This window comes from Cronobacter sp. HA18006 (assembly GCF_011605445.1).
Classification (GTDB): Bacteria; Pseudomonadota; Gammaproteobacteria; order Enterobacterales; family Enterobacteriaceae; genus Cronobacter; species Cronobacter sakazakii.
This window is the reverse complement of record NZ_JAANQB010000020.1, coordinates 534,202-550,789: the sequence shown is the minus strand read 5'-3', so window position 1 is coordinate 550,789 and position 16,588 is coordinate 534,202. Positions and strand designations below refer to the sequence as shown.

At 55.6% G+C, this 16,588-nt stretch carries 19 protein-coding genes; 4 read left to right on the top strand and 15 right to left on the bottom strand.

The window, feature by feature from the left end:
• Positions 1 to 249: 249 nt before the first annotated feature.
• From G9X48_RS11665 to G9X48_RS11655, 3 genes are all read right to left on the bottom strand, one after another.
• A complete protein-coding gene (locus G9X48_RS11665; RefSeq protein ID WP_044858681.1) occupies positions 250 to 591 on the bottom strand; it encodes a hypothetical protein in 342 nt (113 codons plus the stop codon).
• Positions 592 to 604: 13 nt separating this feature from the next.
• Entirely contained in the window at positions 605 to 961 is a 357-nt protein-coding gene (locus G9X48_RS11660) for a hypothetical protein (protein ID WP_097640835.1), read from the bottom strand.
• Between the two features lie 168 nt (positions 962 to 1,129).
• Positions 1,130 to 1,396 (bottom strand): hypothetical protein, encoded by a 267-nt coding sequence (locus G9X48_RS11655; RefSeq protein ID WP_061354404.1) that lies wholly within the window; start codon positions 1,394 to 1,396, stop codon positions 1,130 to 1,132.
• A gap of 1,419 nt (positions 1,397 to 2,815) precedes the next feature.
• Between G9X48_RS11655 and G9X48_RS11650 the strand changes: the two genes are divergently transcribed.
• Positions 2,816 to 3,385: a hypothetical protein gene (locus G9X48_RS11650; protein ID WP_097640833.1), complete on the top strand. Its 570-nt coding sequence runs from the start codon at positions 2,816 to 2,818 to the stop codon at positions 3,383 to 3,385.
• 80 nt (positions 3,386 to 3,465) lie between these two features.
• On the opposite strand, the gene G9X48_RS11645 is transcribed toward G9X48_RS11650, so the two are convergent.
• A complete protein-coding gene (locus G9X48_RS11645; protein WP_054624302.1) occupies positions 3,466 to 3,909 on the bottom strand; it encodes a lysozyme inhibitor LprI family protein in 444 nt (147 codons plus the stop codon).
• Between the two features lie 143 nt (positions 3,910 to 4,052).
• Positions 4,053 to 4,496 (bottom strand): lysozyme inhibitor LprI family protein, encoded by a 444-nt coding sequence (locus G9X48_RS11640; RefSeq protein WP_097640832.1) that lies wholly within the window; start codon positions 4,494 to 4,496, stop codon positions 4,053 to 4,055.
• A 427-nt stretch (positions 4,497 to 4,923) separates the two neighbouring features.
• On the opposite strand from G9X48_RS11640, the gene G9X48_RS21485 reads away from it, so the two are divergent.
• Both G9X48_RS21485 and G9X48_RS11625 read left to right on the top strand, forming a co-directional pair.
• Positions 4,924 to 5,394 (top strand): putative T6SS immunity periplasmic lipoprotein, encoded by a 471-nt coding sequence (locus tag G9X48_RS21485; protein ID WP_234005270.1) that lies wholly within the window; start codon positions 4,924 to 4,926, stop codon positions 5,392 to 5,394.
• Positions 5,395 to 5,496: 102 nt separating this feature from the next.
• The gene (locus G9X48_RS11625; protein ID WP_097640830.1) at positions 5,497 to 5,778 is read left to right on the top strand and encodes a hypothetical protein; all 282 of its coding nucleotides are present in this window, start codon (positions 5,497 to 5,499) and stop codon (positions 5,776 to 5,778) included.
• Between the two features lie 10 nt (positions 5,779 to 5,788).
• Here the strand turns inward: G9X48_RS11625 and pepT are convergent, their stop codons facing one another.
• Positions 5,789 to 7,018, bottom strand: a complete 1,230-nt coding sequence (gene pepT, locus G9X48_RS11620) for a peptidase T (protein WP_097640829.1) — start codon at positions 7,016 to 7,018, stop codon at positions 5,789 to 5,791.
• Between the two features lie 117 nt (positions 7,019 to 7,135).
• Between pepT and G9X48_RS11615 the strand changes: the two genes are divergently transcribed.
• Positions 7,136 to 8,731, top strand: a complete 1,596-nt coding sequence (locus tag G9X48_RS11615) for an ABC transporter substrate-binding protein (protein ID WP_097640828.1) — start codon at positions 7,136 to 7,138, stop codon at positions 8,729 to 8,731.
• 33 nt (positions 8,732 to 8,764) lie between these two features.
• Here the strand turns inward: G9X48_RS11615 and G9X48_RS11610 are convergent, their stop codons facing one another.
• From G9X48_RS11610 to G9X48_RS11570, 9 genes are all read right to left on the bottom strand, one after another.
• Positions 8,765 to 9,226 carry a DUF3828 domain-containing protein gene (locus G9X48_RS11610; RefSeq protein ID WP_097564235.1) on the bottom strand — a complete coding sequence of 154 codons (462 nt, stop codon included), beginning with the start codon at positions 9,224 to 9,226 and terminating at the stop codon, positions 8,765 to 8,767.
• Position 9,227: 1 nt separating this feature from the next.
• Positions 9,228 to 9,590: a CHAP domain-containing protein gene (locus G9X48_RS11605; protein ID WP_041460893.1), complete on the bottom strand. Its 363-nt coding sequence runs from the start codon at positions 9,588 to 9,590 to the stop codon at positions 9,228 to 9,230.
• A 155-nt stretch (positions 9,591 to 9,745) separates the two neighbouring features.
• Positions 9,746 to 11,890 carry a pyrroloquinoline quinone biosynthesis protein PqqF gene (gene pqqF / locus G9X48_RS11600; RefSeq protein WP_105629515.1) on the bottom strand — a complete coding sequence of 715 codons (2,145 nt, stop codon included), beginning with the start codon at positions 11,888 to 11,890 and terminating at the stop codon, positions 9,746 to 9,748.
• Positions 11,887 to 13,023, bottom strand: a complete 1,137-nt coding sequence (pqqE, locus tag G9X48_RS11595; RefSeq protein WP_004387129.1) for a pyrroloquinoline quinone biosynthesis protein PqqE — start codon at positions 13,021 to 13,023, stop codon at positions 11,887 to 11,889. Before pqqE ends, pqqF begins: the two co-directional genes overlap by 4 nt.
• Positions 13,016 to 13,294 (bottom strand): pyrroloquinoline quinone biosynthesis peptide chaperone PqqD, encoded by a 279-nt coding sequence (gene pqqD, locus G9X48_RS11590; protein WP_004387128.1) that lies wholly within the window; start codon positions 13,292 to 13,294, stop codon positions 13,016 to 13,018. The genes pqqE and pqqD overlap by 8 nt, the downstream gene beginning before the upstream one ends.
• On the bottom strand, positions 13,294 to 14,049 hold the full coding sequence (gene pqqC, locus G9X48_RS11585; RefSeq protein WP_007781046.1) for a pyrroloquinoline-quinone synthase PqqC: 756 nt from the start codon (positions 14,047 to 14,049) through the stop codon (positions 13,294 to 13,296). Before pqqC ends, pqqD begins: the two co-directional genes overlap by 1 nt.
• A gap of 8 nt (positions 14,050 to 14,057) precedes the next feature.
• On the bottom strand, positions 14,058 to 14,966 hold the full coding sequence (pqqB, locus tag G9X48_RS11580) for a pyrroloquinoline quinone biosynthesis protein PqqB (RefSeq protein ID WP_097640826.1): 909 nt from the start codon (positions 14,964 to 14,966) through the stop codon (positions 14,058 to 14,060).
• 57 nt (positions 14,967 to 15,023) lie between these two features.
• Positions 15,024 to 15,101: a pyrroloquinoline quinone precursor peptide PqqA gene (pqqA, locus tag G9X48_RS11575; RefSeq protein WP_004387125.1), complete on the bottom strand. Its 78-nt coding sequence runs from the start codon at positions 15,099 to 15,101 to the stop codon at positions 15,024 to 15,026.
• Between the two features lie 111 nt (positions 15,102 to 15,212).
• Entirely contained in the window at positions 15,213 to 16,271 is a 1,059-nt protein-coding gene (locus tag G9X48_RS11570) for a dipeptidase (protein WP_097640825.1), read from the bottom strand.
• Positions 16,272 to 16,588: the final 317 nt, after the last annotated feature.

Genomic DNA, 16,588 nt, shown 5'->3' with positions numbered 1-16,588 from the left:
AACAGGTGAATAGTGGTAAACGTACCTGCACACGACATGCAGGCTCTGCCAGCGCTTCGCTCACGCTCCGAAAGGTACACGAGCACCCTGATAAGGTGTGATCTCTCTGACAATCTGATTTGGTCACTGGTGACTTTCGCAAAGCGAAACCGACTAGGTTGGCCTGATGCAGTCGCTACGCTCCGCTTGTTGCTTGTACCACTAACGGAGCTTTATGGCCGCTATTGTCTAAAATTGCTAATAAAGACCTTAATACGGCTTATAGCTATCAACTTGAAAGACATCTCTTTTTTCGGTCTTTGGATCAACCTCAATGATTGCCCTCATTCCTGTATCAATCCAGAGCTTAGTCACAACATATAAATCTTTCGTGCAACTAAAACCGTCTGCATTGTAGGCATTCCCTTCCTGATCAATGCCTTTGGATGAACTTTTAAAGGTACATTTTATTTGCTTGTCGAGCCGAGAGTAAGTCACTTGACCTGCATAGTATGTCAAAGACCTGCCACCATCTTTCGTTACGACTTTATATCCGTTAGCAAAAGCGAGACTAGGGAGAAGGCACAGTACAGCCAATACTATATTTTTCATTCTCTGACTTACCTCATTTCTTCTCACAGTTGCGCATCTTATAGAAGAACCCTGTATTTGCATCTTCCACGATGAACCTATCGCCAAAGGTTGGACGGCGAATGAAGGTCACGCCACCTTTTTCGGCTTTTTGTTTTAATCCATCATCAGTGTTTTCCAGTTCAGGGGAATACAACTGATCACCATTGGGCATTTGGACGATGAAGTTATTTTCATTATCAAGAACAGTCGAGGCTCTCGACAGAATTTTGGTAGCTGTGTCTTGGCTGGATATGCGAATGTCACAAATATATTTTCCAGGCCCCTGATCTTCTTCTGCGAGTACAGGTAAGGAGAAAAACGAAAGCGCAATTATGAGAGCTGTTTTCATGGGAGGCCTTAGGATGTTAACAAAAGTAACATTTTACAGAGGGAATGGATAAGAGCAAATAAGGCGTTATGAATGGGGGAGCTCTAAAACCGAAAAAGTCAATCTTACAAAAACTTGGGGCGGTCTATTCCGTAAAAAGGAAGGGGCATGAAGCCCCTTCCTTCAACATTAGCCAGCGTGACGGTAGGATTCACGCACACCATCACGGTAGCCATCAGCAAACGCTGCCTGAGGACTTTTGTGGCGAACGGTTCCCGCCTGACTATCAGGTAAGGCGGCTAAGTCCACCCAAACTTGTCCTGTGCGAGCCAAGCCGGCACGGTAGCCCTGATCGTAAGCGCATCCGCAACACTTATGGCGGCCTTCACCACCTTGATCGTGAGGTAAGCTGATAAAAAGAGTGTTGTAACGGTGCGACTGTTTACAAATGGTCATGCAATGCTCCTTGTGAGCGTCATTTTAAGGTTTACATGATCCTCTTCGCCTGGCACAATCAAGCCGTGAGAAATGAAGGCAAGGCTAAGATTCATACGAGTTTGACGACTCCTATTGGTCATGCTTTGTAAGCCGGGTTCGTGAAAATGAATCCGGTTTTTTTACGCCTATAAATCAGGCATGGCACTACATGTAGGGTACATCAATCAATGTTTACCCTACATAGTCGATATTGTAGAAATGATTCTTTTGTGCACAAGGGGTGATTTTGTCGTTAAGTTAAGGCTGCCAAAGGGTAAAAAGGCATAACCCCATATCCCGTAAGGCCTGAGCGGCATGTCAATAATTAAGAAAAAAAATTCAAAATTTAATCGAGCGCTGATTTCTTCGACATGATTTTGGGTAGGCGGATTGATGTTACTGGTAACTATGATAAAAATACATGATTGAGTATTCGTCTCTGGTGCTGAAAATAATCAGTCTAGGTTACAGTTGTTGCTCTGATAGACCGTAAGCCTAGGCCCTCCGCAAAAAAACAGAATGTTCACCAAATATCCCAAGGCCGACAGACCCCGCAATTTACTTCACCATTCCGCCCCCTAGAGCATCGAAACAGGGGAAACTTGCCACAACAGGTTATTTTAATGTTCGTTAATGTTCTTTTTTTTTGGCCTATTTAACATAGTGTACTTTGTCCGTATTTGCTCATATTGGTCTGGTATTATCTTTAAAAATTTAATATGAAGCAGAGCAACCAACCGGTACACCATTAACCATATAGAGCTAATACACAGCTTTGAAGGAGTTAATACTGTTAAAAAATTTAGTTGCGGTTTACAGCAAAATAAAAAAATTATAGTCTGGGCTGTTAATTTTTTACTGCGCCTGACCTACTAAAAATGCATTCACCTGTTTGCCTATAGATACAGTCCATTTTTAATGGTGCTATGAGCCAGTCTGTAGTTCCCAACTATCAATCCAGGATCGTTAATGTTTATTTTTAATCAAATTCATACTATTAAATAAATAGTAAGCACGATAATAAGTAATTAAGTTTAATGATTTTGTATTTTTGTGACATAACCTTTAAAATCAATTCGCTCTATTTTATTGCTTTTGATTTTAATTGCTTAATGAATTTAAAGAAAATAGTTCGAAATGTTTATTAATTATTTCTCTGTTAAAGGAGTGAGCGCGCTGTTTATATGCGGAACAAATAACTCTTCCTAACGATCTTTTCCTTTCTAAACTTTCTCTGATTTATCCATCCCGTCTTTAATAACACACTCTTTTTTATTGGGTGCCCTGACCCAATAGCGTATTCTGTTTGTCATTGAGCCCACCGGCTCAATAAGCGAGACCCGAAAGTGCGCCAACACTTCCGGGCCTCTGACCACAAACGTTATTGGAGCTAACGCTATGGCTAACGTCAATAGTAACACACCCGCACGCCCTGAAAATGAGGGCCATAATCTCAATCTGAACGCTCCCGCCACCCCGATTCCGCCGTCGGCGCATTCCAGAATGTTGAGCCTGCATACGCTGTGCGAAGGGCCGATCACGGCGGAAATGGATTTCTTCACGCTCGCCACGCTGTGTGAAGAGACGGTCAGCGAACTGATTGAGTGTAAGGACGCGACGCTGTTTCTGGCGCTGGCCGGGAGACTGGCGCTGATGCTGGAATCCCTCGCCGCCGCGCTCGACAGACCGGTGCCGGCGCATCTGTTTGCCTCGCTGACGGCCGACTCGCTCCCTTCAGAGGTGCCGTTCTGCATCGGCAGCGACGCGCAGATGCTGAGCCGCTACTGTAAAGCGCTGAACATGGCGTTGATAAGCCGCGCGCACCCGCCGGAAATGGCGGAAACGCTCATGGGGCTGCTGTTTGATCTCGTGAATCATCTGGTGGAATTTGTGAGAGCGCCCTGTTTTGTGCGCACTGAGGAGGGCTATGAAGACTGGGCCGGGCAGCACGTCATGTCGCTGAACTGACAAAGAGGCCGGGAACTCCCGGCCTTTCTTTATCTGGCGCGCCAGTACAAGGCAATAATCAGAATGGGATTAAACACCTTTTATTCCAGGCTCGTTATGTGAAGCATCTGTATTTCTTTTATACGCTGACTGTTCATATTGATATTACAGGCCGTGGCGGCATTCCCCAGGTAATGCGTGCTCGCTGCTTCTGCCACTGCAACGCCGCAATAATCATCGCGATATTTAAGCCATTCGGCCTGGCTTCTTTTGAATAATTCAATCATCCGTTTTTTGCGGTCTTCATCGCCCATCCACCATTTAGTGTAATCAAAGTTCTCCATCTCTTTAAGCTTGTCCGCATAAGCCTTATTGAGCGCCCCGGTGGATTTATCATCAATGTCGCCTAAGCATTCGCTGTTCTCGTCGCCATATTGATCTTCGCAGGCTTTTACTTCATCGTTTCGCGTTACGTTTGCTGTCTCAGCCGCCAGCGAAGCGTGGCTGACCAGCAACACAGAAATAATAAAAACGATTTTTTTCATTGCAGTAAATCCCTTACTTTTCGTCTTGAGCCTGAATCCTGAATACCGCCATTCTACTGCGCGTAGCTGTCTTTAACCGGCGTCTCTTTATAATAAAAATCTATAACCCTGCCAGACGCGTTAGCAAGGGTAGCCAGGGTTCTTCACCGTGTCGTCTCAACAACAGTTAACTGTATTTCTTTGATGCGCCGCTTGTTCATATTGATGGTACAGCCTGTCCACGCTGCGCCAATAAAATGCGTTTCCTGCTCGCCGATAGTCGCTACCTCGCAGTAACCGTCCCGGTAGGTCAACCAGTCACGCTGGCTTTTGCGAAAGGCCTCAATCATCCTTTTTTTACGATCTTCATCGCCCATCCACCATTTGGTGTAATCAACACGCTCCAGCGATTTAAGCTTCGTCTCATACGCCTTTTTGAGTTCTGCTTCGGTTTTATCGTTGAGATCTTCCAGACACTCGCTGCTGAACTCGTAATACTTATCTAAGCACTGGTCGACGGCGTTATCAGAAGTAATGTCTTTTTCATCTGCCGCCAGCGAAGCGGTAGCTATCATTAACAACGGGATTATTGCCATGATCCTCTTCATTTTTGCAGATTCCTTATTCTGATCGCTGTTCTTCTTGGGCTAATACGGGCGCTGTTGCTGTTACGCAGATAATTTTACCTCTGCCGCCACTCGTAGCCATACTACTCATTCTCTCCCTGCCTGCCTGACAATCCGTTATTCCCGGGATGGTAGGCAGCGGGAGTGAACAGAAATATGATTCCTGTCATTCTTTAAAAGGGTATTATACCGTTCAGCATTCAATGCTAATGCTATTAATCAATGCTGTTAGTGGAATCGTTCATATATTTTATGAATGCTTTTTATATTTTCAGTTGGCTGGGGCATATTGATTTAATAAATATTATGAAGCCTCTGCTTCCTGCCTCAATGCGCGTAAAGCGCGTTGCGCCAGCGCCATTAACGCTGCGTATGCTTGCTGAATCCGCAAAGGCGGGCCACTGGCTTTATGAGTAATCAACGGGCTGCAACTGATAAGGCCGGAGTCTTCCGGCCTTTGTATGTGGCGCAGGTCAGAAGCAATCATTTACGGAAGAAAGCGCTCATGACCCGAAGAGACCTGTGTATATCGGTATTGTTCTTTATGCTGGCAGGCTGTGTCACGTTGCCGCCGAGGCATAAGGCCAGCGTGACAGCGGTCAGTGGAAATATCTGCATCCGCTTGCCGGCACAACAGGGCGAAAGGCTCGACTGGATGGAAATCATGGAAAGCGCTAAGCCCTCCAGCACTATTATTCATTATGACGTTGCTCACCCGGTTTGGATTGCCGCCGGGGAGTGTTTACCCGTTAAAGGTTTTCACTTTGTTGCAGGAAAATCTTATACAGTGCTGATTGCAACCGTTATCAACGCGAAAGACGCGCGTCAGTACGAATCAAGATTTACAACGCGGCAAGGGCTAACTGTCATTCAGGAATAATCGAACATGCAGGCGCTATATGACACGTTGAAACAACGTGACGGCAAACCGCAGCGGCCTGGCATAGTATAAAACCCATTAAGTTTTGGATGGCCTGCAACAGTGATCAGTAAATACGAAGCCCTGCGCATCGCAAAAGCCTGCGCGAAACAGTATCGCTTAAACTGGAACGAGAAAAACCTGGCGGTAACGAAAGGCCGTCTTGATGAATCGCCCTGTTTTATCGTTTCGACGCTCGACGACGGTATGGCAGAAACCGGCTCGTGGATGGATTTTGTCTTTTCTACGCCGGTACGGTTTTATATCGATGCGTTAAATGGCACGTTTTTGGGGTATGAAGCAGGCAACCGCGGCGTGAACCGGGTCAGGCCTGCGTCATCTTAATTATTTGAAGTTACCCCGCCGCCAGTAAACAGATCTTCAGCGCCACGTTATACGACGCCTCAAACGATTTCACCGGCAGAAACTCAAAGCGTGAATGGAAGTTATGCGCGCCGGTAAAGAAGTTCGGCGTTAACAGGCCTTTGGCGGAGAGCGCCGCGCCGTCGGTGCCGCCGCGCATCGGAATGGTTTTTGGGGCAATGTCGAGCGCCTCCAGCGCCTGGTAAATCAGGTCAATCGGGCGGCGGTCGTCGCCAATCGCGTTGCTGATATTGCTGTAAACGTCGCTGATGGTGATTTCCACTTTCGCGGTCGGGTGCGCGGCGGCGATTTTTTCCGCCACGTCATGCAACTGCTGTTTACGACGCTCAAAAGCCTGAAGGTCGAAATCGCGGATGCTGGCGTTCAGCGTCGCGCTGTTCTGGCTCGCCTGCATGCCGTTAAACCACACATAGCCTTCTCGCCCGGCGGTGTGCTCCGGCGTTTCCTGGCGGTCGAAGTAGCTGATAAAATCGGTCGCCATCAGCAGCGGGTTCACCAGAACGCCTTTCGAGGCCATCGGATGCGCCGTCACGCCGGTAAAACGAATCTCCGCCTGCGCCGCGTTGAAGTTCTCATACACCACTTCGCCCAGCTCGCAGCAGTCAATGGTATAAGCGAAATCCACGTCAAAACGCGCGAGATCCAGCGCCTTCGCGCCGCGCAGGCCAATCTCTTCATCCGGCACAAACGCCACCACGATATCGCCGTGGCGCATCTCAGGCGTCAGGTTCTCCAGCAGCGTCATCACCACCGTCACCGCCGCTTTGTTATCCGCGCCGAGCACGCTGGTGCCGTCGCTGAAAATAATCTCTTCGTTCGGGTAAGCGGTTATCTCCGGGTGTTCCGCCACCCGCAGCCAGATATCTTCTCTGGCGTTCAGACAGAGATCTTCACCGGTAAACGTCAGGATCTGTGGATGAATCTCCGGTGACAATCCGACGTCCACGGTGTCGATATGCGTGATAAAACCGATGCGCGGCGCGCCCGGCACCGTGCCCTTTTTCACGGCGGTGACGGTCGCGTGTTCATCAATAACAACTTGCGTGAGGCCCAGTGTTTGCAGCTCATCGGCGAGGGCGCGAGCCATCTCGTGCTGGCCCGGCGTGCTGGGCAGCGTGGTGGCGGACGCATCACTCTGGCTGGTGATTGCCAGGTAGCGAAAAAAGCGGCGGGTTAATTGACTGCCGAGCGGTGATGGCATGGTGGATCCTTCTTTATTTGTGTTATCAGGTGTTTGCGTTGTGATTTTAATGTTATTGATGAAGTGACGAAGAATCAGGCTCCTTTGGCACGAAATAAAAAACATAAAGGAATTACGATGATTAGCAAGCACACGATTCACGCGCTGGCGCTCGCCGCCCTCACTACCAGCGCCGCGGCAGGCGCGAGCACGCTGGTGTATTGCTCTGAGGGCTCGCCGGAGAACTTCAACCCGCAGTTGTATACCTCCGGCACCAGCGTCGATGCCAGCGCCGTGCCGGTCTACAACCGTCTGGTGGATTTTAAAACCGGCACTACCGAACTCGTGCCGAGCCTGGCGGAGCGCTGGGAGGTCAGCGACGACGGTAAAACGTACACCTTTTATCTGCGCAAGGGCGTGAAATTCCAGAGCAACAAATATTTCAAACCGACGCGCGATTTCAACGCCGACGACGTCATCTTCTCGTTTATGCGCCAGAAGGATCCGAAACACCCGTATCACAACGTCTCGAACGGCAACTACTCCAACTTTGAAAGCCTGGAGTTCGGCAAGCTCATCACGGCTATCGATAAAGTGGATGACCACACCGTGCGCTTTACGCTGGCCCACCCGGAGGCACCGTTCGTGGCGGATCTCGGCTGGTATTTCGCCTCAATTCTGTCGGCGGAATATGCCGACGCGATGCTGAAAGCCGGCACGCCGGAGCGCGTGGACATGGATCCGATCGGCACCGGGCCGTTTAAGCTCGCGCAGTATCAGAAAGATTCACGCATCCTGTTTACGGCGTTTGACCAGTACTGGCAGGGTAAAGCGAAGCTCGACCGGCTGGTGTTCAGCATCACCCCGGACGCCTCGGTGCGCTACGCCAAACTTGAGAAAAACGAGTGCCAGGTGATGCCGTTCCCCAACCCGGCGGATCTGCCGCGCATGAAGCAAAACCCGGATCTCACGCTGATGAGCAAATCGGGGCTGAATACCGGCTTCCTCGCGTTCAACACCCAGAAACCGCCGCTCGATAACGTCAAAGTGCGCCAGGCGCTGGCGATGGCCATCAACAAGCCCGCGATTATCGACGCCGTTTTCCAGGGCACCGGGACGGCCGCGAAAAACCTTCTGCCGCCGGGAGTCTGGAGCGCGGATCAGGGGCTTAAAGATTATGACTACGCGCCGGAGCAGGCCAAAGCGCTGCTGAAAGCGGCGGGGATGCCGGATGGCTTCAGTATCGATCTCTGGGCGATGCCGGTGCAGCGGCCCTATAACCCGAACGCCAAACGCATGGCGGAGATGATCCAGGCCGACTGGGCGAAAATCGGCGTGAAGGCGCACATCGTCACCTATGAGTGGGGCGAATATTTAAAACGCGTGAAAGGCGGCGAGCACCAGGCGGCGCTGATGGGCTGGACGACCGCGACCGGCGATCCGGATAACTTCTTCGGCCCGCTCTTTACCTGCCAGTCCGCCAATGGCGGCTCGAACTCCGCGAAGTGGTGCTATGCGCCGTTCGATAAGCTTATCAGCGAGGCGAAAGCCACCAGCGATCGGCCGAAGCGTGAAGCGCTCTATCGGGAGGCGCAGCAGATGATGCACGATCAAATGCCCGCCGTGATGATCGCCCACTCGACGATCTTCGAGCCGGTACGCAAAAACGTCACCGGTTATGAAGTCGATCCGTTCGGCAAACATATTTTTTATCAGGTGGATCTTAAGAAATAAGCCTGCGAAACCGCCTCTGCGGAGGCGGTTTTATCACGGCGACGGGCGGGGGAGATTACGCGAAAACGCCACATTCGCCACCGACTGCACTTTCCAGGCATTCCCTTCTTTGACCATGCAATCAATCACCATGTGATCCTGTTTTTCGCCAAACGCGATATAGACCTGCTCGCAGGCCGCATCGACATCGCTGGCGACGGCGGTTATCTGCTGCCAGTCATCGCCCACGCCCTGCGCCTTAATAAACATATCCACGTCCGGGACGTCATATTCATTCGGATCCAGGGCCGCCTGCGCTTTAAGTTTTTGAAGGGTGCCGGACGTGACATAACGGCTCAGCCCGGCGTAGTCGCTCAGCGGCGCTTTGCCCTGGCTTAACGCCGCAACGTACCACTGGTTAAACTGCACCGCGGCCCGCACGGGCGCGGGCAACTCGTCTGGCGCGGCCTGCGAAACCAGCGGCCAGAGGAAGGCGATGAAGAGGCGTTTATTCATATTAGTCGTGCCTGTAAATAACATACGCTGGTTTTACTGAGCGGTATTCGGGGCCGGGGTACATAGTGCGCTGGACAAAATCCGAATACCAGACGCCACTCCCGTCATATATACAAGCGTGTCCCCATGGATGATGAGGCGTAGGTTGTATTACAGCTACATCACCGGCAACAGGCTCTCCATAAACCTGATGAAACCCAGCTTGAGTGAGGTTCCCGCCCATATCTTTTGCATAATGGGTGTTTATAATATCAACCCCGCCTGCACGAATGGCTTTCGAAACAAATTCCGCACATCTTTTCTGGCTTTGCTGGCCTGCATGCTGGCGTGCATAAGAGACCGCTTCATATTTATTCCATGACATAACGCTTCCTTTTTTACGGGAGTGATAACCGCCAACGTTACGCCGAAAAACTATTTAATGTTGTAAGACAGGGATAAGTGTTATTAACCATAATTTGGGAAGGAGATAATTGGGTTTTATTTATAAATTCAATAAATAGCAGTTTTTACCGTTTATCACTCCCCGCCTTCCCCCGTCACACAGCCCACCCACGCTTTTTGCGTAAGGGCGCGCCACGCCTCACCCTGGCGTTCAAAAAACGCGGTGGTTTCATTTAACAGCGCATCCGGGGAAAGATGCGGCGACTGCAACAGCGCCAGCAGCCCTTCGTAGCCTGCGCAGGTGTGCCACTGGCACTGCGCCACGTAACCGATATTATTCTCCACCCGCATATGCTGGAAAAACGGCGCCTGGAGCGCAGTGACGGCCTCGCGCTGCGAGGCCACAAGCGGCACGAAAAGGAGCAGGGCGCTGTCGGCACCGTTCGCGGGCAGGGTAAAACGGTGTGGCGCGGGCAGCGGGCGCGGCGGCTTCGGGGTGACGAGCGGAAAGGGGAAATCGGTTAAGCGGCGCGCGAGCGCGTCGCGCAGCAGCGGGCCGCCGCCCTCAAGCGTGGCCTGCCACGCCTGCGCGCTGGTGTCGCCTGCTGCCTTCAGCAGCTCGCGGGGAAGCTGCGCCAGCAACCGGCGTACCGCAATGGCCTGAGCTTCCTGCGTCTGCGCGCGCGCCGCCAGCCGTTCGGCTTCCGCGCCGTAGCGGTCATCCGGCTCCCACAGGTACGTCATCATCTCGGTCGCCAGCATCATCAGCAGCGCCTCATCGCCACAAAGCGTGATGCGCCAGCGCCCCTCAACAAGGCCTGTGCGCAGCGCGCCGCCGTTCAGGCGCGCCCGGTCGCACAGCGGACGCAGGCGCGCGATCAGCTCCATGCCGCGACGATCGCTGACCCGCGTGCCCGGCGCGGGTTCAAGCGTCAGCGTGATGCGCTCCGCTTCCGGCCGCCATGCCAGCGGCGCGCTGTCGCCCGGCAGCGCCACGGAAAGCGGTGGTGGAAAATGCGGCGCGGGCGTAAACGCCGTCACAGGCGGCGCGTCACCCGGCGCATCCGGGAAATCGCCTGTGATGAGCGTCAGCCCCTGGGTCGCTACCGGTGTACCGTTCACATTGGGGGAAAGCCACAGGCGCGTCGGGCGTTGGGCCTCAAGCGTTGCCAGCAGCGGGCGCAGCGCGTTGCCTTCCACCGGCGGCAGGCCGAACGCGCGGGCGCGCAGATGGTCCATCGGCGCGAGCGCATTAACGTCTTCTTCGGCGAGGCGCAGCAGCGGCGACAGCGCGTCCTCCGGCAGTGCGGTAAGCGCCGCTATCCACTGGCGTAACTGCGCCTCCACGTGCGCCGGGTTCACGGCGTCACTGGCGAGCGCGAAAGAAAACCGCAGCCAGAGCGTTTCGTCATCCAGCGCATCGGCCTCAAGTGCGGCGTCATCGGCGAGCGTCTGCGCGCGCAGCGCGGCCATCAGCCCGCCGGGCGCTTCGCTGTGCAGGCACTGCTCCAGCAGGCGCAGCGCCGGACGCAGGTCAGCAGGCAGCAAAAAGCTCAGTTCCAGTTGCGCAAAGCCCGGCTGCGCCAGCGCGCCCGATGCGCCCGTATGGGCGTTTATAGAGAGCGGCGCGGTAACCCCCGGCCGGATACGCGCGGCGGCCTCGCAGGCAAGCTTCTCCAGCGTCTCCAGCGGTTGCGGGCCGCAGAGCCACAGGTGCAGGTTCCCGGCGTGATAGTGCCGTTCGTGAAAGGCTGTCAGTGCCGCGCGCAGCCGCGCGGGATCTTCGCCGAAGGCCGCCTGATGGCCGATGCGCAACCGCGTGAGACGTGCATCGCCCGCCATTAACGCCAGTAGCGCCGCCTCGCGCCGGGTGGCGGCGTCCTGCGCCAGCAGCCGGTATTCGGCGTCGATCACCTGCGCCTCCTGCATCAGCGCCGCTGGCGTAAAGCGGGGCGGGGCGAGTATGTCGGTCAGGCGCGAAAGCCCGGGCGCAAGCGCCTGCGCAGGCACTTCAAAGAAAAACGCGGTCTGGCACAGCCGGGTGGAGGCGTTAAGCCGCCCGCCCTGGTCCGGCACCCAGCGCATCAGGCGCTCGTCATCGCGGTAGCCCTCGCTTTCGCGAAACAGCATATGCTCCAGCAGATGCGCCAGCCCCGGCCAGTCGTCCGGCTCGTGCAGGCTGCCCGCGTTGACGCGCCACAGCGCCGCGGCCTGCGTGGCCTGCGGCTGGTGGATAAGCGTGATCGGGATACCGCTCTCAAGCCTGCGCGTTCGGATCATTGCGGCGTTTTGAAAATCAGCTGTGAGTTGGCGCGGTTGCGAAACCGCAGATCGCCGATGCCCATCTGCGTGCGGTTGGCGGCTTCGCGCGCGGCGAGGATCGTGCCGTGGTGCGGCGATTTACTGCACACCGGGTCGGCGTTGGCCGCATCGCCGGTCAGCATAAACGCCTGGCAGCGGCAGCCGCCGAAATCCTGCTCTTTTTCCGGGCAGGAGCGACACGGCTCTGGCATCCAGTCGTTGCCGCGGTAACGGTTAAAACCGAACGATTCATACCAGATATGCGACAGCGACTGCTCCAGCACCGACGGGAATTTCACCGGCAACTGGCGCGCGCTGTGGCACGGCAGCGCGGTGCCCTCCGGCGTGACGGAGAGGAAAATCGCGCCCCAGCCGCCCATGCAGCCTTTCGGGCGCTCTTCGTAATAGTCCGGCGTCACAAACAGCAGGTTAGCGAGATTGCCGGTGTCGGCCATTTTCTCGCGGTAGTGTTTCACCACCTCCTCGGCGCGCGCGATCTGCTCGCGGGTCGGCAGCAGCCCTTCGCGGTTCAGGTGCGCCCAGCCGTAAAACTGGCAGGTGGCGAGTTCCACGTCGTCCGCGTCAAGCTGAATGGCGAGCTCGATAATGCGGTCGATCTGGTCGATGTTGTGGCGGTGCAGCACGAAGTTCAGCACCATCGGGTAGCCGAGCGCTTTTACGGCTTTCGCCATCGCGAGCTTCTGGTGGAACGCTTTCTCATTGCCCGCCAGCGCCGCGTTCAGCGTCTCGTCGCTCGCCTGGAAGCTTATCTGGATATGATCCAGCCCGGCGTCGGCGAAGGTCTGGAGCTTTTTCTCAGTAAGCCCGATGCCGGACGTGATCAGATTGGTGTAAAAGCCCATGCCGCGCGCGGCGGCGATAAGCTCCGGCAGATCTTTACGCACCAGCGGCTCGCCGCCGGAAAACCCGAGCTGCACCGCGCCCATGGCGCGCGCCTGGCGAAACACATCAATCCACTGCTCTGTCGTCAGCTCATTCTCCTGGGCGGCGAAATCGAGCGGGTTTGAGCAATACGGGCATTGCAGCGGGCAGCGGTAGGTCAGCTCCGCCAGTAGCCACAGCGGCGGGTTTACGGGTTTCGCGTCACTCACGGAAAATCACCCATTTTTGTTGATACGCGAGGCCCAGAAAGCCCAGCACGTCATCGGTCAGCGGGGCGGCTTCCGGGAAGCGCGCTTCCAGCGTGTCGATTATCGCGCCCGCGGTCTGCTGGCCGTCCACCAGTTGCAGAATGGCGGCGGCGCTCTCGTTCAGCTTCGCCATGCCTTCCGGGTAGAGGATCACATGCGTGTTCTGCGCCTCTTCCCACTGCAGGCGGTAGCCGCGGCGAAATTGCGGAATATGATGGCGTTCAGGCTGCATCAGACCAGTCTCCGTTTATGCCACACCGCCTCGCGGGTGACGGTGTGATAAGGCGCTCTGTCCAGCGTATAGGCCATGGTCATGGCGTCGAGCATGCTCCAGAGGATGTCGAGCTTAAACTGCAAAATCTCCAGCATTCGCTGCTGGCGCTCCATCGTGTTGCAGTATTCGAGTGCGAGCGAAAGCCCGTGTTCGACGTCGCGGCGTGCCTGGCTTAAGCGGCTGCGGAAGTAGTCATAGCCTTCCGCTTCAATCCAGGTGTAGTGCTGCGGCCAGCTGTCGAGGCGCGCCTGGTGGATTTGCGGGGCGAAGAGCTCAGTCAGCGAACTGCACGCGGCCTCTTCCCAGCAGGCGCGGCGGGCGAAGTTGACATAGGCGTCCACCGCGAAGCGCACGCCCGGCAGCACGCGCTCTTCAGAGAGCAGCGACTCGCGCGACAGCCCGACCGCCTCGCCAAGACGCAGCCAGGCTTCAATGCCGCCTTCGCTGCCGTCATAGCCGTCGTGATCGAGAATGCGCTGCACCCACTGGCGGCGCACTTCCGGGTGCGGACAGTTCGCCATAATGGCGGCGTCCTTGATGGGAATGCTGGTCTGGTAATAGAACCGGTTCGCCACCCAGCCCTGGATCTGCTCGCGGGTCGCCTCGCCGTTATGCATGGCGATGTGATAAGGGTGGTGAATGTGATAGAACGCGCCTTTCGCGCGCAGCGCCGCTTCGAATTCGTCGGGCGTCAGCAGTCGTTGCTCGGTCATAAAGCCTCTTATAGCGCGATTACCATCCCGTCGTGGCTCACCTCAATGCCCATCTGGTGCAGGGACTGGCGCTCCGGGGACGCCTCGTTGAGGATCGGGTTGGTATTGTTGATATGAATAAGAATTTTGCGCTCCGCGGGCAGGCGCGCCAGTAAGGCCGCCAGACCCTGTTCTTCCGACAGCGCCAGATGGCCCATCGCTTTGCCGGTGTTATGGCCAACGCCGGTGGCGGCAAGCTCGTTGTCGCGCCACAGCGTGCCGTCAATCAGCAACACGTCGGCGCGCTCAAGCCACGGCAGAATGGCGTCGTCCGGCTCACCGAGGCCCGGCGCGTAGAGCAGGCTTTTGCCGCCTTCTTCTTCGATAAACAGCGCGACATTATGGCCCGGCAGCGGGCGATCGCGGTACGGCGAGTAGGGCGGCGCGTTGCTCAGCAGCGGAATGGCGGTGAAATGCACGCCAGGGCAGACCCGCACCTGAAAGCGCGACAGCGGCGCAATCGGGTGATGAATCAGCCCGCCGTTCCAGTGGGAGAGCATCGGGAAGACCGGAAAACCGGTGCAGAGATCGTCATGCACTTCCGGCGTGCACCAGACGTGGTGCGGGCAGCCTTCACGTAAATTGAGTAATCCCGCGCTGTGATCTATCTGGCTGTCGGTGAGAATAATCGCGCCGATGCCGGTGCCGCGCAGCACTTCGGGATTATGCAATTCGGGTGAGGCGAGAAGCTGGTGGCAAATGTCGGGCGAGACGTTGCACAGCACCCAGTTTTTCCCGTCATCGCTGACGGCGATGGAAGACTGGGTACGCGCGGACGTTTTCATCGTGCCGTTACGCACGCCCTGGCAATTGGCGCAGTTGCAGTTCCACTGGGGGAAACCGCCGCCCGCCGCCGAGCCGAGAACTTTGATTTGCATGTGCAGAACCGGAAAGGAAAAGAGAAAAGGTGCCCGCGAAGCCGCGGGCACAGGCGATTAACGGTTGGAAATGTACAGGGTCACTTCCAGACCCAGGCGCAGGTCAACAAACGCAGGTTTAGTCCACTTGGTCATAGTCTTACTCCTCATCTAACGGGTGATTTTTTACCACCCTGGTGAAACCGATTACCGGCGCGCTTATGTTGCGTAAATGTGATCGAGATCGCAACTTAAATGCTTATCCATTTATTGCGATTCTCCCCAGGCGAGCCTGAGCACGCGCAACCAGTTGCGCCAGGCGAGCTTTTCCAGCAGCGGCGCGTCGAACCCTGCCGCTGCCAGCGCCTGCATCAGACGCGGTAAACCGGTGACGTCGCCCATCGCATCCGGCAGGCTGATGCCGTCGAAATCCGATCCGAACGCCACGCGGTCTTCACCCAGTTTAGTAATCAGATACTCAACGTGCGTAACAATTTCGGATAAGGGCGTATCACCGTTGCGCTGCCCGTCGGCGCGCAGAAAGGCGGTGCCGAAGTTCACGCCGACCAGCCCGTCGCTGGCCTTAATGGCCGCGAGTTGCTCATCGGTAAGGTTGCGCGGCTGCGCGGAGAGCGCGTGCGCGTTGGAGTGGGTCGCCACCAGCGGCCCGCCGCCGATGGCCGCGGTATCGAAAAACGCCTTCTGATTCATATGCGAAACATCCACCAGCACATGGCGTTCGCGACAGGCGCGGATGAGCGCTTTACCCGCAGGCGTTAACCCGGCGCCGGTATCGGGCGAGCCAGGAAACGGCCCGCAGACCCCTTCGCCAAAAATGTTCGGCGTGTTCCAGAACGGCCCAATGCTGCGCACGCCCTGCGCGAGCAGGGTGTCGAGCGGCTCCAGTTGCGCGTCGATCGCCTGCGCGCCTTCGAGATGCAGCACCAGCGCCACCACGTCATCCGCCATGCACTGCTCGATATCCGCCACCGTCCGGCAGACGCGCATTTTCCCGCCGGAGGCCTGCGCCATCGCGTGAAACAGCCCAATCTGCGCCTGCGTAATGGCGAGCGGATCGTGCATCGTTTCGGCATCCGCCAGCGGCAGATTGCGCATCTGCGCGACATACTCCGGCGGCGGCACAAACACCGCGAACAGCCCGCCGGCAAAGCCGCCCTGGCGCATCCGCGGATAATCCAGATGGCCGCCTTCCAGGCCGCTGAACACCGCCCCGACAGGCTCGGCCTCCGCGCGCAGCCACAGGCGCAGCAGCAGATCGTTATGGCCGTCAAACACGGGTGGGAAAGAAGAGTGAAGGGCGTGCATCGGCGCTCCGAAGTAAAAAAATGGTTAACTTATTGTGGCATGGGCGAGGGGCGACTGCTTAAACGTGGGTGCGGTTTGAGGAGAGGGGGGGTTGGGATTGTTTTTATTTCAACATCTGTAAGCGACGTAGGCCTTTCGCGGATATGCTGTATCTTTCCGTCTGAGGTTTGTAAGTAAATATCATCATCTATGCGGTATTCAGTGTTGCCGCTTGGGGTTGTCCTGAGAGGTTAATATATTAATTGCCAATGATAATTAACGCCTTATGACCTAAATGAACAGTCGTAATATTGGTAATGCAAATGATCCCACTATCT